Source organism: Haloferax sp. SDI50, assembly GCF_059802635.1.
Map to the genome: position 1 here is coordinate 31,253 of NZ_JBPULL010000002.1, position 26,103 is coordinate 57,355.

Annotated in this window: 22 protein-coding genes; 12 read left to right on the top strand and 10 right to left on the bottom strand. The window is 67.7% G+C overall.

Translation table 11 applies throughout. The features are described from left to right. Positions 1–172 precede the first annotated feature (172 nt). Together ACSR87_RS15115 and ACSR87_RS15120 are read left to right on the top strand one after the other, a co-directional pair. The gene (locus tag ACSR87_RS15115; RefSeq protein WP_498531100.1) at positions 173–1,306 is read left to right on the top strand and encodes an aminotransferase class V-fold PLP-dependent enzyme; all 1,134 of its coding nucleotides are present in this window, start codon (positions 173–175) and stop codon (positions 1,304–1,306) included. Between the two features lie 265 nt (positions 1,307–1,571). Next, positions 1,572–1,742, top strand: a complete 171-nt coding sequence (locus ACSR87_RS15120; protein WP_498531388.1) for a creatininase family protein — start codon at positions 1,572–1,574, stop codon at positions 1,740–1,742. A gap of 48 nt (positions 1,743–1,790) precedes the next feature. On the opposite strand, the gene ACSR87_RS15125 is transcribed toward ACSR87_RS15120, so the two are convergent. Continuing rightward, complete coding sequence (locus tag ACSR87_RS15125) at positions 1,791–2,765, bottom strand: ABC transporter substrate-binding protein (RefSeq protein ID WP_115803532.1); 975 nt, start codon at positions 2,763–2,765, stop codon at positions 1,791–1,793. Positions 2,766–3,278: 513 nt separating this feature from the next. On the opposite strand from ACSR87_RS15125, the gene ACSR87_RS15130 reads away from it, so the two are divergent. After that, a complete protein-coding gene (locus ACSR87_RS15130) occupies positions 3,279–5,084 on the top strand; it encodes a PAS domain S-box protein (protein ID WP_498531101.1) in 1,806 nt (601 codons plus the stop codon). A 104-nt stretch (positions 5,085–5,188) separates the two neighbouring features. Here the strand turns inward: ACSR87_RS15130 and ACSR87_RS15135 are convergent, their stop codons facing one another. Further along, entirely contained in the window at positions 5,189–6,223 is a 1,035-nt protein-coding gene (locus ACSR87_RS15135; RefSeq protein WP_498531102.1) for a HEAT repeat domain-containing protein, read from the bottom strand. A gap of 121 nt (positions 6,224–6,344) precedes the next feature. On the opposite strand from ACSR87_RS15135, the gene ACSR87_RS15140 reads away from it, so the two are divergent. Further along, positions 6,345–6,659, top strand: a complete 315-nt coding sequence (locus ACSR87_RS15140; protein WP_498531103.1) for a hypothetical protein — start codon at positions 6,345–6,347, stop codon at positions 6,657–6,659. Positions 6,660–6,704: 45 nt separating this feature from the next. Here ACSR87_RS15140 and ACSR87_RS15145 read toward each other — a convergent pair whose 3' ends face one another. Together ACSR87_RS15145 and ACSR87_RS15150 are read right to left on the bottom strand one after the other, a co-directional pair. After that, positions 6,705–7,958 (bottom strand): outer membrane protein assembly factor BamB family protein, encoded by a 1,254-nt coding sequence (locus ACSR87_RS15145; protein WP_498531104.1) that lies wholly within the window; start codon positions 7,956–7,958, stop codon positions 6,705–6,707. Further along, positions 7,948–9,138, bottom strand: a complete 1,191-nt coding sequence (locus tag ACSR87_RS15150; RefSeq protein ID WP_498531105.1) for an outer membrane protein assembly factor BamB family protein — start codon at positions 9,136–9,138, stop codon at positions 7,948–7,950. Before ACSR87_RS15150 ends, ACSR87_RS15145 begins: the two co-directional genes overlap by 11 nt. Positions 9,139–9,265: 127 nt before the next feature. Between ACSR87_RS15150 and ACSR87_RS15155 the strand changes: the two genes are divergently transcribed. After that, the gene (locus ACSR87_RS15155) at positions 9,266–10,555 is read left to right on the top strand and encodes an outer membrane protein assembly factor BamB family protein (RefSeq protein ID WP_498531106.1); all 1,290 of its coding nucleotides are present in this window, start codon (positions 9,266–9,268) and stop codon (positions 10,553–10,555) included. After that, complete coding sequence (locus ACSR87_RS15160; RefSeq protein ID WP_498531107.1) at positions 10,552–11,775, top strand: outer membrane protein assembly factor BamB family protein; 1,224 nt, start codon at positions 10,552–10,554, stop codon at positions 11,773–11,775. Before ACSR87_RS15155 ends, ACSR87_RS15160 begins: the two co-directional genes overlap by 4 nt. 74 nt (positions 11,776–11,849) lie before the next feature. Here ACSR87_RS15160 and ACSR87_RS15165 read toward each other — a convergent pair whose 3' ends face one another. Then, positions 11,850–12,608 (bottom strand): helix-turn-helix domain-containing protein, encoded by a 759-nt coding sequence (locus ACSR87_RS15165; protein ID WP_498531108.1) that lies wholly within the window; start codon positions 12,606–12,608, stop codon positions 11,850–11,852. Positions 12,609–12,668: 60 nt separating this feature from the next. Between ACSR87_RS15165 and ACSR87_RS15170 the strand changes: the two genes are divergently transcribed. From ACSR87_RS15170 to ACSR87_RS15185, 4 genes are all read left to right on the top strand, one after another. Further along, positions 12,669–13,487, top strand: a complete 819-nt coding sequence (locus ACSR87_RS15170; protein WP_498531109.1) for an alpha/beta fold hydrolase — start codon at positions 12,669–12,671, stop codon at positions 13,485–13,487. Between the two features lie 154 nt (positions 13,488–13,641). Further along, positions 13,642–14,508, top strand: a complete 867-nt coding sequence (locus ACSR87_RS15175) for a DUF7847 domain-containing protein (RefSeq protein WP_498531110.1) — start codon at positions 13,642–13,644, stop codon at positions 14,506–14,508. An 86-nt stretch (positions 14,509–14,594) separates the two neighbouring features. Continuing rightward, the gene (locus tag ACSR87_RS15180; RefSeq protein ID WP_405310824.1) at positions 14,595–15,371 is read left to right on the top strand and encodes an ABC transporter ATP-binding protein; all 777 of its coding nucleotides are present in this window, start codon (positions 14,595–14,597) and stop codon (positions 15,369–15,371) included. After that, positions 15,368–16,993, top strand: a complete 1,626-nt coding sequence (locus ACSR87_RS15185; protein WP_498531111.1) for a hypothetical protein — start codon at positions 15,368–15,370, stop codon at positions 16,991–16,993. The genes ACSR87_RS15180 and ACSR87_RS15185 overlap by 4 nt, the downstream gene beginning before the upstream one ends. 57 nt (positions 16,994–17,050) lie before the next feature. Here ACSR87_RS15185 and ACSR87_RS15190 read toward each other — a convergent pair whose 3' ends face one another. From ACSR87_RS15190 to ACSR87_RS15205, 4 genes are all read right to left on the bottom strand, one after another. Beyond that, positions 17,051–18,280 (bottom strand): PQQ-binding-like beta-propeller repeat protein, encoded by a 1,230-nt coding sequence (locus tag ACSR87_RS15190; RefSeq protein ID WP_498531112.1) that lies wholly within the window; start codon positions 18,278–18,280, stop codon positions 17,051–17,053. Positions 18,281–18,379: 99 nt separating this feature from the next. Continuing rightward, the gene (locus ACSR87_RS15195; protein ID WP_498531113.1) at positions 18,380–19,243 is read right to left on the bottom strand and encodes an HFX_2341 family transcriptional regulator domain-containing protein; all 864 of its coding nucleotides are present in this window, start codon (positions 19,241–19,243) and stop codon (positions 18,380–18,382) included. 558 nt (positions 19,244–19,801) lie between these two features. Beyond that, positions 19,802–20,209, bottom strand: a complete 408-nt coding sequence (locus ACSR87_RS15200) for a PPC domain-containing DNA-binding protein (protein WP_498531114.1) — start codon at positions 20,207–20,209, stop codon at positions 19,802–19,804. A gap of 555 nt (positions 20,210–20,764) precedes the next feature. Continuing rightward, complete coding sequence (locus tag ACSR87_RS15205) at positions 20,765–21,490, bottom strand: SDR family NAD(P)-dependent oxidoreductase (RefSeq protein ID WP_008578674.1); 726 nt, start codon at positions 21,488–21,490, stop codon at positions 20,765–20,767. A gap of 121 nt (positions 21,491–21,611) precedes the next feature. Between ACSR87_RS15205 and ACSR87_RS15210 the strand changes: the two genes are divergently transcribed. Both ACSR87_RS15210 and ACSR87_RS15215 read left to right on the top strand, forming a co-directional pair. After that, positions 21,612–22,565: an LLM class flavin-dependent oxidoreductase gene (locus ACSR87_RS15210; RefSeq protein ID WP_498531115.1), complete on the top strand. Its 954-nt coding sequence runs from the start codon at positions 21,612–21,614 to the stop codon at positions 22,563–22,565. An 81-nt stretch (positions 22,566–22,646) separates the two neighbouring features. After that, positions 22,647–23,471, top strand: coding sequence for a polysaccharide deacetylase family protein (locus ACSR87_RS15215; protein WP_498531116.1), 825 nt, complete (start codon positions 22,647–22,649; stop codon positions 23,469–23,471). Positions 23,472–23,498: 27 nt separating this feature from the next. On the opposite strand, the gene ACSR87_RS15220 is transcribed toward ACSR87_RS15215, so the two are convergent. Then, positions 23,499–26,018, bottom strand: a complete 2,520-nt coding sequence (locus tag ACSR87_RS15220) for a dipeptide ABC transporter ATP-binding protein (protein WP_498531117.1) — start codon at positions 26,016–26,018, stop codon at positions 23,499–23,501. Positions 26,019–26,103: the final 85 nt, after the last annotated feature.

Sequence of the window (26,103 nt, forward strand, 5' to 3'; positions counted from 1 at the left end):
GTGCGACGACACCCATCGCCGGCGCAGAAATAACCTCTCCAAGTACCTCACGAAGCACGGTGCGGAGGGATGTTCTCGATAGTGGATACAGATTCCCGGTCGGCTTAGGAAATGAGCTCGATACAGAATACTTCGGGTGAATTACTAAGTCGGCTCTAGGGCTACGATACTCATGGCGGATTGGAATGCGGATTTCGGGCCGTTCGATGGACATACTTGGCTGAATTGCGCCCATCAAGGGCCCTTACCGAAGCGAGCCGTCGAGGCGGTTGACGATGCGGTTACATTGAAACGAGCGCCCCACCGGCTCCCAGAACGGGCCTTTCGCGAGGTACCAGCCGGGGTCAAACGGGCACTCGGAGCACTCATCAACGCCTCTCCCGACGAAATCATCCTCGGAAACAGCTTCTCGTACGGGCTGCACCTGCTGATTCACGGGCTTGAGTGGAACGATGGTGATGAAGTAATCCTCGTCGAGGGTGATTTCCCGGCGACAATGCTCCCGTGGCAGCTGCTCGAATCCCAGGGGGTCCAACTGCGGTTCGTCGATGCCGAGCGTTCGACACCTTTGACACAGCAGCTCGCCGAGACAGCGACCCCGCGGACACGCGCCTTCTGTACGACGTGGGTGGACTCGTTCACTGGGCGGCGGCTCGATATCGACGAGATCGGAACCGTCTGTCACGAACACGACGTGCTCTTCGTGCTAAACGGCTCGCAGGGCGTTGGGGCGCGGCCGATTGACGTATCGCGAACCCCGGTCGATGTGCTCATCAGTTGTGGCTACAAGTGGCTCTGCGGACCGTACGGCACGGGCTTTACGTGGCTCACACCGGAGGTTCTCGATTTACTTGGTCCAGTGAACGCCTATTGGTTACCGATGCAAGCCGGAACGACGCTGGACGAAATGCAGAATCTGTCACTTGATACGGAGCTCGGGGCGTCCGGATACGACATCTTTGGAACGGCGAACTTCAACAACTTCATGCCCTGGACCGCGGCGATCGAGTATTTGACCGAAATCGGCATCGAGCGGATCAGCACTCATGGCGAGCGACTCGTCGGTCGGCTCATCGAAGGGGCTGAATCGAGTTCGTTCGACGTTGTAACGCCGGAAGACCCTCAACGGCACGCCAACATCGTCGTACTCAGCCATTCGTCGGAAAGCGTGGCCCGTGAAACCCATCGAGCGCTTGCGGATGCTGGCATCCATACAGCCTTGCGCGAAGGGAATATTCGTGTCAGTCCTCACGTGTACAACACGCACGCCGAAATCGATGGGCTGGTCGAGCGACTGCCGGAATAATCCAGACTCGCCATGGTGTCGCGCAGATCCGTGGAACTGTCCGTTGAGCGCTCGTTACACGGGAGCAATCGAACGATTTCAGTTGGGAGTCGCACGCAGGATTCGCGCCCCGAATCAGCACAACGGACAGTATTGGCCCGCGGCCGACACGGTATGCCGCCGAGTGTCCGGATTGGTATCGCTTATGTAGCGTGCTCAGCACCAACGGTATGCACCTTGAGACAAGTTCCTGGACAGATGTCAAAGCGCGGCACCGACGGTAGCGCTGCTCCCCGTTGGAAGCACGGAACAACACGGGCCACACGCACCCGTCGGTACGGTATCGTTACACGCCCGAAATGTCAAAAGTTCCAGTATCGTTTTGTACCCTCGCGTCGCGTACCTAGGTGACTCCGAACTGAGCACGCCGGGGGCGGACTATCGATACTCGGCGTAACTGCCCGAAGCAGAAACGGTCCCGCGGTAGGTATTATTCTAACCCGTCTCAGATGTTTCCGTGGACGATTTCTGCGACGCGTTCACGGTCGAATAGCGTCACGTTCTCGAACGAGTCCGGGTAGATATCTTTCGCCGCCCGGTCGGTATGGTAGAAGTTGATGATTGGCCCTTGATCAAGGTAACCGGCACTGTAAACCGCGTCGTCCTCAACCGCCTGCACGCTATGGGACCCCGCTTGGTCTTGGAGTGGTTCGACGACTTCCTTCTGGAACGTTGACTCGGACGCCCCGCCATAGTTTCGCACCAGCAGCACCTCGGGGTCGATTTCGATCAGGGCTTCGATATCGAGCGTCCCCCTGTCAGAGAAACTGTAATGACCGACATCCGTCGCCGCAAGCGCATCGGTCAGCCCGAGGTCACGCCACTGCTTGGTGCTGACTCCCCCGTCATCAAACCGGAACGGGTAGAACTGGAAGCCCGCTCCGTCGGCCGGATATACCAGTAAGGCGGTTGGACGCTGGTCGGCTGGCGGCAAGTGCTCATCGACCAACGCAAGCATCTCCTCGTGGAGTTCGACGAATGCCTGGTATCGGTCCTGTGCCTGAAAGACCTCAGCCATCAGTCCGAAGGCCTCGTACAAGGTGTAGTAACGGTAATCGTGCCAGTCGTCGCTGTGGCGGCGGATAAAGTTGCCAAAGAACGGGCCGACGTTGTCCGCAATCTCATCGACGTCAGACTGATCCCAGCCGTACCAGAGTCGCAGTATATGGGGGTCTATGAAATGAACGTCCGCGTTCATCTCATAGAACAGTTCCTTACTCACACCGTCGGCAACCAGTTCCACGGTGTCATCTGCGTCGAAGTCTATCCCGGGAAGCTCTTCGAAGGCCTCGCTCGCAAAACGGTCGTGGTTCTGAATACCAAGCGTCTGTCCACCACCGAGTGCGAACGCCATATCCGCAAAAGTGGGTAGTAATGCGGTCCACCGCTCGGGCGGGCCGTCGAACGCAACCTCACCCATTGGTTCGATTGTGACAGTGTACGGCTCATCTGACCCGGTCGCCGTATCCGTCTCCGAAGCAGCCGTCTGTGTCGATGACGTACGCGACTTCGGAGACGAACTGCTTGGCTCGGAAGTACCAGAACAGCCTGCAAGGAGCCCGCTTCCCACGACTGTTCCGCCGTACTTCAGACAGCCACGCCGTGTCAGTACCCTGTTGTCTCTGGAACCGTCAGCCATACTGTTTAGGCCAGCCTAAACATACAAAACAGTTCCGAACTTTAGGCCAGCCAAACATTCAGCAACGTCAAAACAACCACCGGGGGCGACTGGCTTAGCGTATTCGTTTTCGTAGAGAACAACCGTCTGCAAACGCGACCCGGTTCACGCGTTCACGTCGCTTCGAAATTCACCAGAAAGCACTCGGCGAGCAGATCGGTGAATGTGAGCCCAACGTAACTCAACGACCTGCTCGGTCCTCAAACTGCGACTATCGTTAAGTACCTTCTCAGCACACATCCAATCAGAATAGACATGAGCGAGTTAGTGAACGAGGTGGCCGTCCTGTACGTCGACGACGACGAGGACTTCACCGACCTGACGGCGACGTTCCTCGAACGGGAGCACGACCGGTTTCGCGTCGAGACGGCCACGTCGGTCGCCGAGGGACTCAATCGTGCGACAAATTCGACGTTCGATTGTGTCGTCTCGGACTACGACATGCCCGAGCGCGACGGGTTAGACTTCCTCGAAGCCCTCCGCGAGGACGCACCCGACCTCCCGTTTATTCTCTTTACCGGCGAAGGCAGCGAGGAGGTCGCCAGCGATGCCATCTCCGCGGGCGTCACCGACTATCTCCAGAAAGAACGGGGAACAAGCCAGTTCACCGTGCTCGCGAACCGTATCGAAAACGCAGTCGAGCGGCACCGCTCGCAACGCGCGCTCGAAGCGAGCGAACAGCGCCTCTCGTTGTTCATCGAACAGTCGCCGCTCGGCGTCCTCGAATACGACAGCGACTTTCGGATCGTCGGGCTCAACGAGCGCGGCGAGGAGATTCTGGGCTACACCGAGGAAGAACTCCGCGGCCACAGTTGGGAGACCCTCGTCGCGGACGACAGCTACGACAACGTCGACGCCGTCACAGACCAGCTCGCGGTCGCGGAGGGCGGCTACCACAGCATCGACGAGAACGTCCGGAAAGACGGCGAACACATCCGCTGTGAGTGGCACAATCGAGTCATCACCGACGACGACGGCGAGGTCGTCGGTATCATCTCGCTGTTCCAAGACGTGACCGAACGCGTCCGCCGCGAGGACGAACTCGAACGGACCAACGCGCTGCTCTCGACGCTCATCCGGTCGCTCCCGGTCGGCGTCCTCGCGGAGAACAGCGACCGGACCGTCCTCGCGATTAACGACCGACTGCTCGAACTGTTCGACGTCTCGGAACCATCGGCGGAACTCATCGGCGCGGACTGCCAAGTATTGGCGCGGGAGGCCAGCGAACTCGTGGTCGATTCGGAGGGCTTCGTCGAGCGCGTCGACGAACTAATCGCCGGGACAGAGTCGGTCCACAACGAGTCAGTCGCCCTGACGAACGGTCGGACGCTCAACCGAAGCTACGAACCGATCGAACTCCCCGACGGGACCGGCCATCTCTGGATGTATCGCGACACGACCGAGCAACGCGAGCGAGAACAGCAGCTTCAGCGCCAAAACGAGCGACTGAGCGAGTTTGCGAGCGTCGTCAGCCACGACCTCAGAAACCCGCTGAACGTCGCCGCGGGGAACGTGGAACTGGCTCGTGAAGACCACGAGAGCGAGCGTCTCGAAACCGCCGCTCGGGCGCTGGCCCGTATCGACGACCTCATCGACGACCTGCTCACGCTCGCCCGGAAAGGCGACAACGTCGGTGAACGAGAACCGGTGTCGCTGGGGACGCTCGTCACCGACTGCTGGGAGACCATCGAAACGGGTGACGCCGAACTCCAAACCGACCTGACGGCGACGGTCGTCGCCGACCGGAGTCGGCTCCAACAGCTCATCGAGAACCTCGTCAGAAACAGCATCGAACACGGTGGCGACGGCGTGGTGGTCACGGTCGGCGAACTCCCCGACGGGTTCTACGTCGAGGACGACGGGGTCGGCATCGCGGCCGACCGACGCGACAGCGTCTTCCAAGCCGGACAGACGACGTCACGGACGGGCACCGGGTTCGGGCTCGCTATCGTGAAGCAGGTCGCGGAGGCCCACGGCTGGACGGTCAGCGTCACCGAGTCAGACGGTGGTGGCGCGCGGTTCGAGATTACGGGCGTCACGTTCGCTGCGGGCGACAGGTGAACGGCGGCGGCTGTCGTCCGAGGCGCGGGAGCGAACGCGGGAGCGAGTTTCGGTCGGCACGGCCGTGACGGACGACCGCTCGTCGGTCACGCCGGACGCGGAGTTCAGTACGGCGCGCCGCAGCTCGGACACATCGGCGGCGCGCCCTCGGGGAGGTCGATACCGCAGTGGGGACAGACACCCTCTGCGTCGGGCGACGTTAGCTCGGTGACCGCGTCCGCGGTCGTGTGTCGAACGCCGGCGAGCGTGCCAACGTCCTCGACCGTCGACGCCGCAGCCGCGGTATCGCCCTCCATCGACGCCCGAAGAAACCCGACTCGTTCGGCGGCGAACGCGGTTTCCTCCTCGGACTCCGCACCGAGCGCCGAGTCCGGAACCGCCACCGATTCACCGTGGTCACGGCGGTCGCCGCGCTCACCGACCAACAGCCCGAGCGCTTCGGCGGCGCGGCCCCTGACGAAGGCGTTCTCGTCGACGAGCCGAGCAGAGAGCGCCCCGCGAACCGCCGCGAGCGCGTCGGGCGAATCGCAGCCGACGCCCGCAATCGCCGTACAGAGATGGTACCGGACGAGTTCGTCCTCGTCGTCGAGATGTTCGGCGAGCGCCGAGACGCGGTGTCGGAGCCGACCGGGGTCACCGAGCGCGACGCATTCGAGCGCCTTCGCCAGCTTCTGTTTCACCTCGGGTTCGTCGAACGAGAGGCCGACGCGGAGGTCCGCGAGCACCGCCGGCGAGGCGACCGCGTCGGGGTGGTCGAGCGCGACGTAGCCCAGCGCCTCGGCCGACCGCGCGCGGACGTAGTAGAACTCGTCTTCGTCGGCGAGGCGCTCGGCGAGCGCCGAAACCGCGGGCGCGACCGCGTCGGGGTCGGCCGCCGCGACCGCGACGAGCGCCTTCGCGGTCAGCAGTCGGACGGCGCGGTCATCGTCGGTGAGAAACGGCGTGACGGCGGGGAGGAACGACTCGAACGCAGTCGGGCGGTCGTCGGCGAGGCGTCGAAGCTCTCGGAGCGCCTGTTTTCGGTCCTCGGCCGAGCCCGTTCGGAGCTCCCCGAGCGACCCGCTCACCGCCTCGTAGGCGCGGTTTTCGACTGATTCGACGAGGCGCTCCAGCGGGGGCGCGTGACGTGTGTCGTCCATCGGTTCGTGCTCCTCGTTAGCGAAGTATCTCCTCGGTACGTCAATAAGTTGGTGGGAGACCGCGTCGACACCGAACAGAACAGACAAAAAGACTACATTTTCGCGGAGCGACGACAGAACCGTGAGCCCGATTACGCTTGCCGTGGCGGCGCTCCTTGGGAGTGTGGCCGCGGCCGCGACGTATCGACACGCGAGACGCCGCGACCGAAACCCGACGAGGTGGAGCGCGGAGGTCGGAGCGACGTTCCTGCTCGCGCCACTTCTCGCGGCCGAAGTGGGACTCGACGCCGTCCGAACAACGCTGGTCGCCACGTCCTCGGCTGGGGTCGTCGAGGCGATCCCTCCGGTAGCGTTCCACGGCGTGACTATCGCTGTTGGGCTGGTCGCCGGTGCGGCGGCACTCGTCCACTACCGGCGTGCCGCGGTGGCCGCGTAGTCGAGTCGAAGCGACGCGAGGCAACGAACCGCGTCGTCCTCGCGGTCACTCCAGCGGGAACCGCGCGACTGCGCCGTCGTCGACGTACGAGGCGAACACCGACGCCGGCTCGACGCGGAGGGAAAGCCGGCTGTTCGATTCCGGTTCGTACGACCACCGCGACGCGCCGGTGTCTCGGGCCAGCACCTCGAAGCCGCGGTCCCAGACGGCGACGACACGAGAGTCAGTGACGCCGAGCGAGTCGACGGACGGGAGTCCGGTCACGGTCTGCCACCGCCGCGTCCCGTCGAGGCCGAAGCAGTCGATTTGACCGAGAACCCCGCCGTCGGGGTCGTCGACGCGGGTCCCGACGAACACCGCGTCGTCCGTGGCCTCGACCGCCCGAATCTGGTAGCCGGTGGGGTTCGCCCACAGATGCTCGCCGGTCTCGCGGTCGAACGCGAGCAGTTCCTGCCGCCCGTCCCCACGGCGGATGAGGTACGCCTGCGACCCGAGCACTATCGTCCGACCCACGTCGCCGATGGGGACGCGCCACCGAGCGCTCCCGTCTGACGGCTCGTAGGCTGCCAGCGTCCCGTCTCTCGCGGCGACGACGAGTCGAGAGTCCACGACCACGTTGGAATACCACCGTCGGGGCTCGGTTCGCCACCGGACGCTCCCGTCCGCCGGCGAAAGCGAGACGACGCGCGAGTCGCTCCCGCCCACCGGCACGGGAACCACGACCGAGTCGTCGGTGACGCCGTTGAGGAAGTGCGAGGAAACAGCCCGGTCGAAGCGTCGGTCACCGGTCTGGGGGTCGTAGCCCGTGAGCGTGTTCTCGGGGCCGGCGAAGTCGAGTTCAGCGACGAGCGAGTCGGTGCGGACGAGTCGCGCCCGGCGCGCCGTGCCCTCGTCGCGCCACAGTTCGTCGCCCGCCGCATCGACGGCGTAGAGGTCGCCGTCGGTGCTGTGGACGTGGTACGGGCCGCCGGACGAAGAGGCGACGGGTCGCGTCTCTATCGGGCCGCCCGTTTCGAACCGGACGGCGGTCGACCCGTCTTCGCGTCGCAGGCCGTACAGCGCCTTGTCCTGCATCCCGACGAGAACCAGTTCGTCGGTGATGGCGGGCGGGCCGGCCATGTACGAGCCGTCGATGTCGCGTCGCCAGACGGGCCGTCTCCCGCCGAACCCGGGAATCGAACCGCAGCCGGCGACCGCGAGCGAACCGACGGCCGCGAGCCCGCCGAGCACCGCGCGGCGGGAGACGTGTCGGTTCCGATTCCCGGCCGAACCCGTCCGTTCCGGCGGCTCACTCGGCATCGAGCACCTCCGGGGCGAGGCGAGCGAGTTGCCATTCCTGTCCGACGTAGACGCCGCCGCCCGCGGCGACAGCCCAGTTCACTCTGCCGCCATCGGGAGTTCGCTCGAACAGCTGTTCGTCGACGAGCGTCCCGTCGGTCGCGTGGACGTACAGGGCGGTCGGGTCGAACGGGACGGTCCCGCTGTGCCCCCGGGCGAGGATGTCCGACCCCGCGACGGTCACCAGGCGGTTGCCGACGCGGGTCGGCCCACGGGTCACGGGGGCGGCCAGCTCGTCCCGCCACAGTCGGGTGCCGGACGCGGCGTCGAAGGCGTAGAGGAAGTAGTCCGCGCCGCCGACGTACACGCGGCCGTCGGCGACGAGCGGCCGGGCGAACACGGTGTTTCGGAGCGGCGCGCGCCACCGAACCTCGCCGGTCGCCGCGTCGAGCGCCAGCAGTTCCTCGGTCGCGCTCCCGACGAAGACGGTGTCGCCGGCGACCGTCACCGACGACGGCGACGGACCCACGTCGACGCGCCACGATTCGGAGCCGTCAGTCGCGAACCGGCGAAGCGTCCCGTCGAGGACGGGCGCGAAGACGCCGGCATCGGAGCCGTCGCCGGCGGATACAGAGGCGGGCGCGCCGGCGAGCGACGCCGGCAGGTCGGCGCGGAAGCGTCGGTCGCCCTCCTCGCGGGACAGCCCGAGCAGCCGGTCCACAACGTCGTGTTCCACGCCCGAGATGGGGAAGACGACGGTGTCGCCGGCGACGACCGGCGGGTACTGAACGACGCCCGGGTCGGCTCTATCGACGCCCGTCAGTTCGGTGGTCCACGCTCGCTCGCCCGCCTCGTAGTCGACCGCCGTGGCCCGCTCCGCCCTCGAAAACAGGTAGGCGTGGCGGTCGTCGAAGCCGAGGGGCGACCGGCGGCCTTTGCCACCGGTCACCGCCCAGCGCTCCTCACCGGTCGCGGGGTCGAGAGCGGACACCATCGGGTCGTCACGAAACGGGCTCTCAGTCCCGACGAGCAGGGGGCCGGACGGCGGCCGAACGGCGCGGGTCGGAGTCCGCACGTCCACCGTCCACGCGGTCGGCATCGGAAGCGAGTCGCCGCGGCCCGTGAGACTCGCACAGCCGGCGAGACCGGCGGCGAGCGCCGGAATCGTCTTCAGCGCGTCGCGTCTCGAATAGGAGGGCATCGCGGGGACGTGTGTACCGATTGATAATACCCCTGTTGGTTCCGACGGCGGCGCGGCCGGCCGTGGCCGGCGAGTCTCCGAGTCGGGAGCCACGAAACCTTTTATGCCGCGCCGAGACGGCGGGCGTATGCTCTCCAGACGAGAGGTACTGGCCGCGGGCGGAGCCGCGCTCGTGAGCGGGGTCGCTGGCTGCGGCGGTTCGTCGTCGGCCCCGGACGCGACGTTCGACGCGCCGACGACGGCGTGGCCGACCGCCGGCTACGACCCGCAGGCGACGGGTCGCGCCCCCGACGGCCCGACCGAAGGAACGGTCTCGTGGAGCGTCTCGCGGAGTTCCACCGACCCACCGCTCTACGGCGCGCTGTCCGCGCCAGTCGTCGCTGACGGCACGGTCTACCTCGCCGGGGTCGCCACCCACTATTACAGGCCGGACGACTTCGTGAGCCCGCTGGCCGCAGTCGACGCCGCGTCCGGGTCGGTCCGGTGGGTCGAAGGCTTCGCGGACGGACTCAGCGGCGGCCCCGCGGTCGTCGGCGGCGACTCAGGAACCGTCGTCATCGGCGGGTACGACGGCGCGCTCCACGCCGTCGGGAGCGACGGGGCGAGCGAATGGTCGGCTGACCTCGGCGGCCGTCTCGGCACGCCGACAGTGTACGGAAACCGGCTGTACGTCGAAAGCGGGAGCGGCCGCCTACACGCGGTCGGAAGCGACGGAAGCCGGCTGTGGACCGCCGACCGGCCGGGGCCGGCGGAGCGCCTCCTCGGCCCGGACGAACCGGTCGAAACCACGATGCCCGTTGCCGACGACCGCGGCGTCTACGCCGCCTTCACGCCGTTCGACCGGGAGCGCGAGGCGGTCGTCGTTCTCGGCTACGACCACGGTGGCGAGCGGCGCTGGCGGACGGTGCTCGACGGGCGATACGGCCGGTCGCCCAACGGCCTCGCCGTCACCGACGACGCGCTGTACGCGACCGTCGGCGGAACCGTCTACGCGCTGGACCCCGACACCGGCGAGCAGCGGTGGCAGTTCGTGACCGGCTCGGCGGCGGCAGGCCCGCCGACGGTCGACGACGAACGGGTCTACGTCGGCGCGAAGAATCTCTACGCACTCTCGCGGACCGATGGCGGCGAGCGCTGGCGCGTGGTGAACGAAGCGCCGCCGAGCCACGACCGCGACCCGACCGCCCTCCCGTATCTCGCTCGCCCGCCCGTCGCCGACGGGCGAGTCTACCTCCGAACCGGAGCCGTCGACGCCGCCGACGGGACACGGCTGTGGGGCGGCGACGCCGACGAGTGGCTTCGGAGCGCGAACTACTTCGCCGAGCCGTACTACGACCGACCGGTGGCGTCGCCGGTCGTCACCGGGGACGCGGTGTATCTGACCCACGCGCACCGCGGGGTGGTGAAGGTCGCATGACCGACGCCGGCAAGCGACCGACTCGACGACGGCTCTTGGCGAGTCTCGGAAGCGCCGCCGCCGTCGGTGCGGCGGGCTGTCTCGGGACGCGGTCGGAGCGCACTCCGACGAGCGGGGAGTGCCCCGAGTACGACCCCGTCGAACCGGCGACGACGGACTGGCGCGGCGTGCTAGGCCCGGCGACGAACACCGGAGCCGTCGCGGCCGAGGCCGTCCCCGAGGGCGACCTCACGATAGACTGGACGGTGCCCGTCGAGACCTACGTGGGCCACCACGTCCCGGTCGTCGCCGACGACACCGTCTACGTCCACGACATGGACGACGAACTCTCGGCGGTCGACGCCGAGACCGGCGAGCGGGTGTGGACCAGACCGCTCACCGACCCCGAACCCGCGCCCGCAGTCGGCGACGGAACGCTCGTCGTCGTGACCCGCGAGGCGACCCACGCCTTCGACGCGGCGACGGGAGACCGACGCTGGAAACGGGAGGGACTCGGCGGCGGCATCTTCGGTGCGAGCCCCATCGTCGCGGGCGACACCGTCTACGTCCAATCGGGCGTGGCGACCCACGCGCTGGCGCGTTCGACCGGCGAGACCCGCTGGCGGGCCGCGACCGGGTTCCCCTCCGACTCGACGCCCGCGGTCGACGGCGACACGGTCTACACCGCCGGCGACGACACCTACGTCCGGGCGCTGGATACGGCCGACGGGACGGAGCGCTGGCGCGCGAAGACGAGCGCCCGAATCGGCTGTAACGTCTCGGTCGTCGAGGGGACCGTCCTCGTCGGGACCGGGGCGGGAACGGTGCTCGGATTCGACGCCGAGACCGGCGAGGAGCGCTGGCGCTACCGACTCGAACCGCGGCGGGCAGGGGGCGAACGCCGACCGAGGCAGCCCGAAACCATCGCGACCGACGGGAGTCGGGTGTACGTCGCGGCCGACGACCGACTGGTCACGCTCGCGCTGGCGGACGGGACCCGTTGTTGGGACTCCCGGAGCTACGCGGGAAGCTATGCGAGCGGTATCGCCGTCGGCGCGGGAACGGTGTTCGTCCCGACGCAGGATGACAGCGGCGGCGCGATGACCGTCCTCGACGCCGCCACCGGGAATACGCGACAGGAATTAGCCGGAGACGAGCGCCAACGCTTCGACATCGGACCGAGCGTCGCCGGGGGCGGCGTCTACTTCGCCGGCCGGAGCGCCGTCGTTCGGCTGAGTTAGGGCGTTCGTCGCCGGACGCGACTCGGCCGGTTAGGTGGTCGGGCGGGTAGTCGGGCGGTCCGTTCCGCGGTTCGTCAGTTCGGAAGCGGCGGCCACGTCGTCGCGACCGTCTCGGCGATGAGCCGGGTCTGCGCCCGCCGGAGTCGCTCGGACGCCGAGGACGCGGTGATGCCGAGTTCGTCGGCGACCTCCCGCAGGGTGGCCCCGCGAGGGATGTCGAAGTAGCCCAGTTCGTACGCCGTCCGGAGCGCCTCGTTCTGTCGGTCGGTGAGTCCCTCGCCCGGCGGTTCGGGGTCGCCGTCGCGGGCGAGTCGTCGGAGTTCGAAACCGGCGTTCTGCCGCCAAAACGACGCGAATCGCCCGAATTCGTCGCGGTCCGCGAACCAGCCGGTCTGCCGCCAGCCCGCCGGTCTGACCTCGATGCGCTCGATGATGGCGTCGGCGGTGGCGAGGGCCTCCAGTCCGGCGAGGTCGTCGAGGCTGTCTCCGAGCTGTTCTTCGAAGCTCCGCGCCGGGGCAGCCTGATACCGGCGCGTCTCGCCCGACTCACCGATTCGCGTCCAATCGGCCACGTCGAAGGCGTCGTCCATGGCGCTTTCGAGCGCCCGCGTCTCTCCCCCGGTGACCGTCACGATGAACATCGGCCGCTCGCCGTGGTTGTACTGGAGTTCCAACGCGAGCGTCGCCTCCGGGACCGCCGCCGCGACCCCGGTCAGCGGGAGCGCGTCGCAGTCGATGTCGAACTCGGCGATGAGCCCCATACGTCCGCTCTCTCGGCGGTCGGTCATGGGCGTGTCGAAGCGGCCGAGGCGGTCTCCGTCTTCAGCCCCCATGTAAACGGCCGCACGGCTGAGAGTGCGACTTAGCCGACGCCGGCGACAAGTGAGGGTGCGATGCAACCGATTCGATTCGAACCCGGAGCCGGACTGTCCGACGAACGATTCGGAGACGACACGCCGCTTCTGTGCTGTCACGGCGGGATGGCACCGCCGGCGTTCTGGGACCCGGTCGTCCCGCATCTCGGGGACTACGAGGTCGTCGTCCCGGAGCGCCCCGGTTTCGGCACCTGTCTGGACGACGCCGAGACGACGCCCGCCGAGGCGGTGCTGGAGCGCGAGGCCGAGTGCGTCCGCGAACTCGTCGACGAGATTCGCGCGGCGACCGGGCGCGACCCGGTGCTGTTCGGTCACTCCTACGGCGCGCTCACTGCCCTCGAAGCGGCGACCGACGCGCGGGTGGCCGCCGTCGCCGCCTACGAACCGGCGGTACTCCCGGAAGCGAACCGAACCGAGGCGAACCTCTCGGAGCGCATGGCCGCGCTCGTGGAGGCGGGACAGCGGCGCGAGGCGGTCAAACGCTACGTCGAGCAGGTGCTCCACCCCGACGGCATCGACGACCTCGACGCGTGGCTCGACGAATGGCCCGTCTGGCCCGACTGCGTCGCCCTCGCCGAGGAGGTCGTCCGGATGAACCGCGCGGTCGAGCAGTACCGGCTTCCGGCCCGCTTGGACGTGGACGCGCCTGCCGTGGTCTTGGCCGGCACCGACGGTCCCGACTTCCTCCGCGAGAGCGCCCGAAACGTCCACGACGCCCTCCCGACCAGTCGGTTCGTCGAGTTCGACGCGCTCGGCCACGGCGGCCCCGGCGACGACCCCGAGCGGGTTACGGCCGCGGTCGACGCGTTCCTTCGTGACCGAGTCGGTCTCGCGTGAAAGCCCCGATTACACGGGTACACGCGTAATCGCGGTCTCGGCAACACGGGCCGCCTCCCGTTCGTCAACGACCGAGTTGTGGGTCGGAGACCGGATGCGGGAGAGACGACCTGTCAACCCAACATTCTTTGTGCGGTACCGCGACGTGGGCGGTATGGCAGCCCTCCAATCCATCGGTACAGCCGCCGGGTCCCTCAGACGGAACCCGATACTGTTCGTCGTCGCCATGGCGTTCAGCCTCGTCCAACTCCCGTCGCTGTTCGCACAGGCGGTCGCCCCGCTCGTCGGCGGCATCGTCTCGCTGGTCTTCAGCGGGGTCACGATATTCGTCATCCCGTTTTTCCTTGGCGGGGTCCTCGGCATGGCCAACGAAGCTATCGACGGTCGCACCTCGCTCGGCACGCTCGTCAGCGAGGGGAAGTCGCACTACGTCTCGCTGCTCGTCGTCTACTTCGGCCTGCTCGTCGTCAACCTCGTGTTGTCGTTCGTCGGCGGCCTCGCCGCGGTGTTCGTCGGCCTCGCCGTCCTCGGGAGCGGAATCGAGTTGGGCACGGTCGGGCTCGCGATTCTGGCCATCGTCGTCCTCGCTGTCGTGCTCACCTACCTCGCCGTGGCGTTCGTCGTGCAGTTCTTCGGCCACGCCATCGTCATCGACGACCTCGGCGCGGTCGACGGCGTCAAGCGGAGCGTCGCCTGCGTCAGAAATAATCTCGTATCGGTCTTCGGCTACTCGGTCATCGTCGGCCTCGGCGGCCTCGTCGCCGGCGCGTTCGGCGGCGTAGCCTCGCTCCTTCTCACCCCGTCGCTCCGGCATCAGGGGACCGCGGTGGCCGGCGCGGGAAGCGGTGCGCCCGCCGCGTCGGCGTTTTCGAGCCTCCCGGCAATCGGCGTCGTCGGCATGGTCGCTGTCGCGGTCGGACTCGTGCTCGTCAGCGGCCTCATCGGCGGCTTCTTCGCCGCGTACTCGACCGCGTTCTACCGGTCGATTCGCCCGACGAACCCCGAGACGGCGACACCCTGAGACGGCGGGCGAATCGACGCGTTTCTGTTGCCCGTGTATCAAGTCGCAACCATTACGCGTCCGGAGAGTGAATCGAGGGTCGTCCCATGCCCTCCACGAACGCGGACGCCGCGGTCGAAGCAACCGACCTCAGGAAGGCCTACGGCTCCGAGGTCGCGCTCGACGGCGTCTCGCTGTCGATTCCGAGCGGAACGGTGTACGGCTTTCTCGGGCCGAACGGCGCGGGGAAGACGACGACGATGCGCATCCTGACGGGGCTTTCACAGCCCACCTCGGGGTCGGTCCGCATCTGCGGCCTCGACGTGAGCGACCGCGGGAAACTCGCGCCGCACGTCGGCTACCTCCCGGAGACGCCCCCGCTGTACGACGAGTTCAGCGCCCGCGAACAGCTCGACTACGTCGCTGACCTCCGCGACATCCCGTCGGAGACCGCCGAGGCGCGCATCGACGACCTACTCGATACGTTCGGCCTCGTCGGCGACGCGAACAAGCGCATCGGCACGTACTCCAAGGGGATGAAACAGAAGACCGCGTTCATCCAGAGCGTGCTCCACGACCCGGACGTGCTGTTTCTCGACGAGCCGACCTCGGGGCTGGACCCCCGCGCGGCGCGGCAGATTCGGACCTCCATCGGCGACGTGGCCGACTCGGGGGCGACCGTCTTCCTCTCGACGCACATTCTGCCCGTGGTCGAGGCCGTCGCCGACGAGGTCGGCGTCCTGTTCGACGGCCGCGTCGTCGCCGAGGGGACGCCCGACGAGGTGAAGTCGCGCGCCCAGACGGGCGGCGAAGGCTCGCTCGAAGACGCGTTCCTCGCGGTCACGAGCGACGAACCGCAGCTGTCGGGTGCCACCGACGAATGAGCCTCCGACGAGACGTTCGCCACGGACTCCGAATCGGGCGCGCCGAGTTCGTTCGGAGTATCCGGGGGTACACCTCCGAGACGCGCCGAGTCGTCGGCCTCTTGTTGCTCCTGTTGTTCTTCGGGAGCAGCCTCCTGTTTTCGCTCCCGGCCGTCTACGTCGCCGGTCGGAGCGCGCAGTCCGTGACCGAGATTCCCCTCTTCGGCCTCGTCGCCACCGCGGTACCCGCGGTGCTCACGCTCCTCGCGACGTTCCGAACGCTCGAACGAATCGGCCGCGTCGAACACGAGTCGCTCGTACTGACCACGGTTCACCCGCGGGCCGTCGTCATCGGACTCATCACGGCCGAAATCGCCCGAATCGCCCTTTGGTTCGGACTCCCGATTGCGGTCGTCGCCGCGACGTTCACGGCCGGGCTCGGCGCGCCGTCGCTGCTGCTCACGACGACTGTCGTCGTCGTCCCGCTCGCGTGCTGTACGACCGTCTGGGGCTACGCCGCCGGCGTTGCCGTGCTCCGCGGCTTCAAGCGTCTGCCCGGCGTCCGGCGCGTTCTCAAGGTCGTCGGCTTCGTCGCGATGGCCGCGTTCGTCCTCGTCTCGCAGGCGTTCGGCCGGTTGCTGGGCGATGGGTCGCTTCCGGTTGACACGCTGGCGGCGACGCTGACGTTCGGTCCGCTCACTGACTACCTCGCGCTCGCATTCGTCGGCACCCCGCTCGCCCGACCGTTCTCGGCGGCCGCCGTCGCCACCTTCGCAGCCATCGTCGCGCTCACGCCTCTCGGCCTCGTCGTCGCCACCCGGCAGGCGAGCGCGCTCTGGTTCACCGACCGCGCGCCCGGGGGCGACCGAGGCTCGGCGGCGAGCGCAAAGGCCGACGGGTCTGCCGGCGGCTTCTCGACGCCGAAGCCGCTCGCGGGGACGAACGGCGGCAACGTCGCGTGGGGCCTGCTCGTCCGCGGCGTCCGCCACCCCCAGCAGTTCACGCACCTCGTCATGTTGGTGTTCTTCCTCGGCCCGCTCGGGACGACCATCGTCCAGTCCTCGGCGGACGGTCTCGGACCGATACTCGCCGCGAGCGGTGCCGGCCTCGGAACCTATCTCGCGGGCGCGACGTTCGGCCTCAACCCCGTCGGCGACGACCGCCCGCAGTTCCCGATGTTGCTGTTGACCGCGACTGCGCCGCGAACGCTGGTCCGCGGACGCGTCCTCGCCGGTGTGCTTCTCGGCGCTCCGGTCGCGGCGGCGCTCCCGCTGGTGACCGTCGCCCTCGGTACGTCGCCGCTGTCCGCGGTCGGCTTCGCGCTCGTCGGCGTGTGCATGTGCCTCGCCGCGGCGGCCTTCTCGGTCGGCATCGGCGCGGCGTACCCGATATACGAGGAACGCGAGTTCTGGGGTGCGACCACGGTCGTCCCCTCGACGCTCGTGCTGATGGCGTTCATGTTCGTCGTCGGCCCCGGAACCGTCATCGGCCTCGTCGCGACGTGGTTCGGCGTCACCGGGCACCTCGCTCCGACGCCGCTTCTCGCCGCCGGAGTCGGGCTGTACCTCCTGGTGACCGTCGGCGTCTCCTACGGCTCGTACCGCTACGCGATTCGACGATACCGGACGTACACGTTCGACTGACGGGAGGTGGCATCGTCGGTCGGCGCGAAACGCAATCGCGGCGGCGACGAGTGGGCGTCAGTCCGCCACGCGGAACACGCCGGGGTTCCGACCCATCCCGGCGAAGTAGAGTTCAGACCCGCGGACCGACAGGCCGCCCGACGGTCGGGCGTCGAGCGCCTTCGACCACAGGTTCTCACCGGACGCCGCCGAAACCGCGTAGAGACGGTCGTCGCTCCCCACGAAGCGGGTGTCGCCGGCGACGACCGGCGGTCGGGCGAACGTATCCGCATCGAGCGACAGCGTCCATTTCGTCGCGCCGTCGGCGGCGTCGAACGCGGCGAGGCTCCCCCGCGAGGTCTGGGCGTGGACCGTGTCGCCCGCGACGGCGGTCCGCGGGCTGCCGTTCTCCGGGAGCGGAATCGACGCCTGCCACTGCGTCGACCCGTCTTCGAGGGCGAGAGCGAACACGTTCCCGCGGTGGGCGTTGTAGTACAGGTGAGAGTCGCCCACCGCGAGCGGGACGCCGCTCTGCGGGAGGTCCTCGCGCCGCCACCGCTCCTCGCCGGTGGCGGCATCGAGCGCGGCGACGCCGGTCTGTTCGTGGTCAGCGCCGATTGGCGTGTAGACGACGCCGTCGCGGGCGACGAGTCCGGGATACGCCTCGCCGGCGTCGTAGCTCCATTGCTCCTCCCCGGTTGCGGGGTCGCGCCCGAAGACGGGCGCGCTCCCGCCGTCGACGAGCGTTCCCGCGGCGAGCACCGGCGCGTTTTCGGCGGTCCCGTACCCGCCCTCGCTCGTCCGCCAGCACCGCTCGCCGGTCCGGGCGTCGTAGGCCGCGACGAACTCCGCGGTCGAGACGAACATCGCGTCACCGGCGAGCGTGGGCGTGGACTTGCCGTACGCGTAATCGATGGTCCACGCGTCGTCGGACTCGGCGGGGGCGGTTTCGGAATCGAGGTCGAGCGCGCGGTAGACGCCGTCCTCGCCGTCGCCGTCGCTGTGGCCGAGCACGCCGCGCCCGTCGGCGAGGGCGACCGAGGTGGCGAGCGCGGCGTCGCCCGACGCGATTCGTTCGACGCTCGCGTCCGACGAGGGGCCGGAGTCGGTCGTGTAACCGGTGTTGGCGAAGTCGTGCTGGGCGGTCGGCCACGCGCCCGTCACGTCGCCGACGGGCGCGTCGCGTCGGTAGTCTCGCTCAAGGTCGAGGGCACCGAGCGCGCGGCCGACACAGCCAGAGAGCGACGCCAGAGCGGTCGCCCCGCCGGCCGCGAGAACGGCTCTGCGCGTGTGCATGTTGGAGGGCATACATATCTGTCTCTTGTCGCGACCGTACTAACAGTTCCCCTCGAAGCGGCGGGGGCGGCCGGGGAGCGGCGGAGGCAGTAACCGCGAGGGCAACTCGCCCTACCGATTCTCCACGAGCGCGTCGACCGGGTTGTCGAGGGCGAAATCGACGCTCTCGGACGGGTCGTCGGTCCGCGCTTCGAGGTCCGAGACGAGCGATTCGGCCCGGTGGCGGAACGCGCGGAGCGTCTGTCGCCCCTCCTCCGTGAGTTCGAGGTAGCGGCGAGTACCTCGCTGGGTGACCGTGACGTAGTCCTGATGTTCGAGCGTCGCAGTGACGCGGTTGTCGAGGACGTTGTAGTCGCCGGTGACGGGGTCGTAGTCGTCGGCGTCGCCGTCGACGCGGCCGCGCATGAAGTCGAGGCCGTAGCGGGCCGCCTCGGTGATGAGCGTCTTCTTCTTCGCGTGCTTGGCGTCGGTGTCGTGGGCCTCGATGATGGCGAGCGCGGCGACCTGGTCGGGGGACGGCGAGTCGATTTGGTAGGTCGTCAGGAGCGACGCCTGCGCGAAGCCCTCCGTGACCGGTGCATCGAGGCCGTGCGGCCGGACCTCGGGGTCGACGACGTACGGTTCGGCGTCGGTGTGTTCGTCCATGCAGGCCATCGTCGCGCCGACGGCCGCGCGCTTGGTGCCGGCGGTGACGTTGACGCGGACGAAGTCGTCGGGGTGCCAGTCGGCGATGGTCGTAATCGCGCCCATCACCTCGTACATATCGAAGAGGTCCAAGTATTCGACGTCGGGCGGAGAACCGACCACGTCGGCGATGCGGTCGACGACCGCCTCGTGGTAGGTCGGGCGCTCGACCGCGGAGTCCTCGTGTTCGAGGAGGTAGACCTTGTCCGGTCGGTCGTCCTCGATGGGGCCGACGATGCGGTCGTGTTCGCGCCACAGGGGGACGATGTGAACGCGGAGGTGTCGTTTCATCTGTCACTCTCGGCCACGACCCCCCGCGTCGAAAGTCATTCGATTGGGTAATTCGCCCGGAGGCGAACGAGAGAACGCCCGTAACCCCGGACTTCCGGAAAATACACGTTATTCACGCTACGCATGTAATTAACGGTAGTAACCGAGGAACCGACAATGTGGGATATCGACTACGAATAGTTGCCGCCGGCCGCGCCCTCCAACGCACCGGCGGTTGCGACCCGCCGACGGCGGCGCGACCAGCGGTCCCCGGTCGCGTCTCCGCGGCGGAACCCGCGTCGGCGGACACCCCCCGGAACCCTCGTTCGGTGCGCTCGGGGCGTCGGCCAGTCCGCCGACACACGCTCTCGCCCTCCAGCCCCCCTCGCTTCGGCCCTCCACCACCGGCCGACGCCCCGACAGCGCCGTCTTTTCTTTCTCCGAACGTCTCACGCCAGCCGACGGACGCGACGCTCTCGACTCACGCAGGCGTGGGAAAAAGCGACTGAGCGTCCGCACCGCGACGCGCTCGGTCCGATTCAGTTCGATTCAGTCCGGCTCAGTTCGGTCCGGGCCAGCTCAGATGTCGAACACGTCGAGGCCGGTCCGCTCGTCGAGGTGGTGGGTCAGCGGCGTCTCGCCGAGGTGGATGACCACCTCGAACGTCCCGGAGACGCGCGCGCCGGAACAGTGGCCGCCGAGCGTCTCGAAGTCGCGGGTGCCGACCTGGATGTGCGTGTGAATCTTGTCGGGTCCGATGTTGCCGAGGAAGCTCGTCACCTCGAACTGGCCCGTGAACTCCTCTTCGAGGTACTCCTGGTCGTTCACGTCGTAGTGGCCGAGCGTGACGGCGTCGACCGCACCGATACCCGTGAGAAAGCCGTGTTCGATGTCGAGCTCGTCGCGCACCGCGGCCAGCGAGTCGAGGACCTGTTCGCCGGGGTCCAGCCTGACGACGACCGTGTCGCCTTCGTTGACATAATCCATGGTTGTGCCCGAGCGTCCGGTACACCGGCGGTGGCGTAATATGTTTTGAAAGACTCAACGTTGCGGGACGAACGCGGATGCTGAAAATATTGTTTTGTCGATAGTTTCTCGGTTCATTAAAATATTGGATAAAAATACGAAATCGAGAACGGCGATGACTCGACCGGTAGCGACACCGACCACGCGGCCGCGAACGGAGGCGGTTCAGGAGACAAGGGTCGAATTTCAAGCGGTCAGTCGCACCGGCACGCACAGAGACACGGCGACGCGCGACGACGCGCGACGATTCGGTGACGCAGTTCGGTGCCGAGTTCGTCATCGAGTCGTGACGGCGCTACAAGTCGGTTGACGACGCTGTACTAGCCGTTTTCGTCATAGACGCGCTGGCTGGTTCGGAGACGGTCGAGTGAGCAGCGCCGGGACAGTGCTGGGCGGAGAATACGAGAGATTAGGCGCAAAACTATCAAATCTAAATACTATCTTTAGATTTAGTATGTTTCGGTCGGTTTGCGGGTACTGGCTGTTCGCTCGGCGTCCGACGGCCGGCGGCCTCGGTCACCGGAGCATCGACCCGCCGTCGACCGTCAGCACCGTCCCCGTCACGTAGCTCGCGCCGTCGCAGAGGAACGCGACCACGTCAGCGACTTCTCCGGGCGTCCCGATGCGTTCGAGCGGGAGGTCGGCGGCGTACTCGGCAAGCGCCGCTTCCGTCCAGAGGTCCGACTCGGTGAGAAGCGGCGTCTCGACGAGTCCCGGCGCGACGCAGTTGACGCGCACCTCGGGGCCGAGCTGTTTCGCCAGACCCTTGGTCAGCCCGAAGACGCCCGCCTTCGACGAGGAGTAGTGAACGCCGCCGGTGGCGCTCCCGCGGAGGCCGGCGACGCTCGACACGTTGACGATGGCACCCTCGCCGCGCTCGACCATGCCCGGGGCGACGGCGCGGGCGACGACGTACTGCCCTTTGAGGTTCACGTCGAGGACGCGGTCCCACTCGTCGGGGTCGAGGTCCGCGAGGGAGACGGCCCGCGAGATACCCGCGTTGTTCACGAGCGCCGCCACGTCGGCGACCGATTCGACCGCCGCCACCGCGTCCGCGACCGCGTCGGGGTCGCGAACGTCGACCGCGAACTCGTGGACGCCTTCGTCCTCCCAGTCGGTCTCGCCGGTCTCGATATCGAAGCAAGCGACGTAGTCGTAGTCCGCTCGGAGTCGTTCGACGACCGCCCGCCCGATACCGCTGGACGCGCCGGTCACGATTGCCGCGCGCTGGTGATCCGTCATGTGATACCGAACGGCTCGGGTTGTAGTACGTGTTGGGATGGCGGCGAGTGAGGACGCGAGTGGGAGTGAGAAAGCGAGTGGGAGTGGGAACTGTTTTCGTGGTCGCGCGTGAGCCGTTCGTATGCAGTTCGCAGTCAACGTTCCGACCAGCGCCGGCGACTCCGTTCACTCCCAGTTGGCGTTCTGCGACGAGATTTCGTGGGACGCGCAAGTGGAGTTCGCCGTGACGATGGAGGGCCTCGGCTTCGACGGCGTCGCCGTCCCCGACCACGTCATGACCGGCACCGGTCCCACGACGGAGTGTTTCGTCACGCTGGCCGCCATCGCCCGCGAGACGGAGGACGTGTACCTCTACCCGAAGACGGTGAACAACCACTTCCGAAACCCCGCGCTCCTCGCCAAGCAGGCCGCGACGCTCGACGCCGTGAGCGACGGCCGACTGAAACTCGGCATGGGCGCCGGCTGGAAGGAAAGCGAGGCGCGGGCCTACGGCTACGACTGGCCGGACGCGCCGACTCGCCTTCGGATGCTGGAGGAGTCGATTCGAATGCTCAAGCGCCTGTGGACCGAGGAGACGGTCAGCTTCGACGGCGACTACTACACCCTCGACGAGGCGATGTGCCAGCCGCATCCCGTCCAAGACCCGCACCCGACCATCATGGTCGGCGGCGGCGGCGAGTCGTTCACGCTCCGAATCACCGCCCAGTACGCCGACTCGTGGAACTTCTGGGGGCCGCCGGAGGTGATGCAACACAAACTGGACGTGCTCGAACGTCACTGCGAGGGGTACGGCCGGCCGTTCGAGGAGATAGAGCGCTCGTGGTTCGCGCGGTGTCTGATACGCGAGGACGAGGCGGAACTCGACGCCCTCCTCGACGAGCACTTCCCGCGGTTCAAGCCCGAGAACGTCGCCGAGGGCGAGTACCCGCTCGTCGGCACGCCCGAACAGGTCCGCGAGCGACTGGCGACGTTCGTCGAGATGGGCTTCGACGAGGTCGTCGTGGAGTTCGTCGACTTCCCCGAGGCGACGAGCGCCGAACTGTTCGCCGGGCGCGTCGCGCCGGCGTTTCGGTAGCTCGCAGGCGGGAGACGAGAGGTTGCCTGCTTGGAGTGTGGTATGGAAACAGCTATCACGACGATTTTCGTACGTCGAAGCGTGACTCACCACAGCGTCTGCCTCACGTTCGACTTCGACGGCGTCTCCTCGTGGATACACTCCTTCGAGTCGCCGGACAGCCCGACGAAACTGTCGAGAGGACTCTTCGGCGTCGACGTGGGCGCGCCCCGCGTCCTCGACCGCTTGGACGAGTTCGGCGTCGAGACCACGTGGTTCACCCCGGGCCACACCATCGACAGCTTCCCGGAGGCCGCCGAGGAGGTGTGGAGCCGCGGCCACGACATCCAACACCACGGCTGGTCGCACACCCGCCCGCGACAGTACGAGTCGCGGGAGGCGGAGTACGACGACGTGAAACGCGGCGTCGAGAGCATCGTCGACCTCACGGGCCGGCGGCCGACCGGCTACCGCTCGCCGTCGTGGGATTTCTCGACCCACACGCTCGGCATCCTCGACGAACTCGGCTTCGAGTGGGATTCAAGCCAGATGGCGACCGACTTCGAGCCGTACCGCGTCCGCGAGGGGTGGGCCGCGCCCGCCGACGCCCCCTTCGAGCGCGGCACCGAGACCGATATCGTCGAGGTGCCCGTCTCGTGGCAACGCGACGACTTCCCGGCGTTCGCCTTCAACCGCAAGCGGGGCTACGCGAACGAGAAAGCGGTGTTCCGGCAGTGGCGCGAGCAGTTCGACTGGATGGTCGACAACGTCGATGACGGCGTCTTCGTCCTCACGATGCACCCGCAGGTCATCGGGCAGTCCCACCGGCTCGCTCGGCTCGAATCGTTCGTCGAACACGTCTCCGACACGCCGGGCGTCGCCTTCGAAACCGTGGCCGAAGTCGCAGACCGATTCCGGTCGGCGTGAGGGCGAAATAAGGACGGCGACGCTTTTTCAGGAGTAGTGGTGACAGCTGACGATACGGTCGAGTTCGTCGGGCGACTCCAGCGCCGGCACCTCGGAGGTGCAGACGCTCGGCTCGACGAACGTCTCGGTCAGGAGCGACGCGGCGTCGCGCCACGCATCCTCGGCTGCGAGCGAGAGCGCGCGCTCGACAGCTTCTCCGGCGTCGCCAGCGGGGAGGCCGTGGGGGAAGTAGGTCGCTCTCGCGTCGGCGGCGGCCGCGTCGGGGGACTCGCGCTGGACGGCTCTGACGAACCGGCGCACGCGGTCCCACTCGTCGTCACTGAGGTCGAGTTCCGCCGGGGCGACGAGGCTCGGACACCGGGTGTGGAACCGGCAGCCGCTCGGCGGGTGAATCGGCGACGGCACGTCGCCGGACAGCGGGACGGTCTCGCGGGACACCCGCGGGTCGGGTACCGGAATCGACGAGAGGAGCGCCCGGGTGTAGGGGTGCTTCGGGGACTCGAACAGGTCGTCTTTGTCCGCGAGTTCGACCAGTTCGCCGAGGTACATCACGGCCACGCGGTCGCAGACGTGGCGGATGACGCTCAGGTCGTGGCTGATAAACAGGTACGTCAGCCCGAACTCGTCTTGAAGCTTCTTCATCGTGTTGAGTACCTGCGCCTGCACCGACGCGTCGAGCGCCGAGGTCGGCTCGTCGCAGACGATGAAGTCGGGGTCGACCGAGAGCGCCCGCGCGAGGTTGACCCGCTGGCGCTGGCCGCCGGAGAACTGGTGCGGGTAGCGGTTGTAGTGGTCTGCGTCGAGGCCGACCGTCTCCAGCAGTTCGCGCGCCCGCGCCTCGCGGTCGCCCTCGTAGAGCCCGTGGGCCTGCATCGGCTCCTCGACGATTTCTCCGACGGTCATCCGCGGGTCGAGCGACGCCTGCGGGTCCTGAAAGACGAACTGCATGCGCTTGCGGCGCTTCCGAAGCTCCTCTTTCGACAGTTCGGCGAGGTTCTCCCCGTCGAAGACGATGTCGCCGGAGGTCGGGTCGACCAACCGGAGGAGCGTCCGCGCGAGCGTGGACTTCCCGCAGCCGGATTCGCCGACCAGGCCGAGCGTCTCGCCGGGCAGGATGTCGAACGAGACGCCGTCGACCGCGCGGACGAACTCGCGCTCGACCGAGAAGGGGAGCGGTCCCGCGTCGCGGTCGAACCGGAGGCGGTCGAGGAAGCCGTCGCTCGCGTCGAAGTACTTCCGCAGGTCGCGCACGCTGAGCAGCGGGTCGGCGTCGGGGTCGAAGGTGGACCCGGTGGCGGTGTCGAGAGCGTCGGCGGTGACGGCGTCGGCGGTGTCACCTGCGGAGGCGGACGCCGACTCCGACTCCGACTCTAATTCCGGAACTGACTCCCACTCGGCGTCGTCGAGCGGGGCGCTCTCCCAGTAGCCGGCCTCCGCGAAAGCGTCGTTCCGCAGACACGCCGCTCGATGGGACGAGGCGGCGGCGACTTCCGCGTCCGCGAGGGTCGTCCCGTCGGCAGTCTGCATCTGCATCGCCACGTCACCGTCTTCGTCACCGCCGCCGTCGACGCGCCGCGCGTCGGGGTGGGAGTGCAGACACGCCTCTCGGGCGTGCGGACACCGCGTGTGGAAGCGACAGCCCTGCGGCGGGTTGATGGCCTCTGGCATGATGCCCTCGATTGGCGACAGGCCGTCCACGTCGCGGTCGGGCCGGGGAATCGACCCGAGAAGCGCCTCGGTGTAGGGGTGTTTCGTGTCGTGAAACAGGTCGTCGACGGTCGCCTGCTCGACGATTTCGCCGAGGTACATCACGGCCACGCGGTCGCATATCTCGGCGACGACGCCCATGTCGTGGGTGACCCAGACGAACGACGTGTCGTAGCGCGCCGCGAGGTCCTTCACGAGGTCGAGAATCTGCGCCTCGACGGTCACGTCGAGCGCGGTGGTCGGCTCGTCGGCGATGACGAGGCTCGGTTCGCACGCGAACGCCATCGCGATGAGGACGCGCTGGCGCATCCCCCCGGAGAACTCGTGGGGGTAGTCGTCCATCCGGCGTTCGGCCTCGGGGATGCCGACCTCGCGGAGGCGCTCGACGGCGATGGCCTCGGCTTCGGCCGCCGACACGTCGCGGTTGAGCCCGATAATCTCGCTCAACTGCTCGCCGACGGTGAACACCGGGTTGAGGCTCTCCGTGGGGTCCTGAAATATCATCGCGATTTCGCGGCCCCGGATGCGCTCGCGTATCTCGCGGCTCGACAGCATCTCGGGGTCCTGTCGGGGCTCGCCGTCGGGGTCGTCGCCGCGCTCGACGCCGACGAGTAGGTCGTCTTCGAAGCGGACCTCGCCGTTGACGATGACGCCCGGCGAGTCGATGAGGCGCATGATGCTCCGCGCCGCGACGCTCTTTCCCGCGCCGCTTTCGCCGACGATGCCGAGCACTTCGCCGCGCTGTACCTCGAACGAGATACCGTCGACGGCCCGAACGGTCCCCGCGTCGGTGCGGAAGTGGGTGTGCAGGTCGCGGACGGTGAGTAGCGTATCAGACATTGGTCGTGGAATCGTGGGGGGCGTCGGTGCGTGAGATGGGTGCCTCTGCAGAACCGCAAGAGCGAGTGCCGACGCCGCCCCGAGG